Annotated in this window: 1 protein-coding gene; it reads left to right on the top strand. The window is 47.3% G+C overall.

The genetic code is table 11. The annotated features are described in order from the left end of the window. Nucleotides 1–154 precede the first annotated feature (154 nt). Nucleotides 155–301, top strand: coding sequence for a DUF2256 domain-containing protein (locus AB4585_RS24540; RefSeq protein WP_198589104.1), 147 nt, complete (start codon nt 155–157; stop codon nt 299–301). Nucleotides 302–419: the final 118 nt, after the last annotated feature.

The raw sequence follows: 419 nt of genomic DNA, 5'->3' as shown, positions 1-419 counted from the left end.
AATCTATCCTAGCCACAGATATGCCTATCGCTCCGATCTATTACTTCATGCAAGCGCGCTTGGTACGACCGAATGTCGGTGGCGTTCCCAAGCATAATGCTGAAGGGCGTATTTACTCTAAAGACCTTTACATTAAGAAGCTGTGAGTAAGCGGATAGCGAAAAAGGACCTTCCCTCTAAGGTATGCCGCTCCTGCGGCCTACCTTTTGTCTGGCGTAAGAAATGGGAGCGATGTTGGGATGAGGTGCTTTATTGCTCTGAGCGGTGTCGTAGGAAGAAAGTGAAGAAGGAAGGATCATAAGAGTGATTGGCCGGGCTAGTGCGACTTTAGATTCCCGATAAAAGACTTCGGGAATGACGGGGTTGAGAGTATTTCAACCCTTGCCTCAAAATCTCAATCTCTTATATCTATCCTGCTC

The organism is Vibrio sp. 10N.222.49.C9, assembly GCF_041474985.1.
Classification (GTDB): domain Bacteria; phylum Pseudomonadota; class Gammaproteobacteria; order Enterobacterales; family Vibrionaceae; genus Vibrio; species Vibrio crassostreae_C.
The sequence above is the reverse complement of the archived record's forward strand: the minus strand, read 5'-3'. Positions and strand labels throughout refer to the sequence as shown.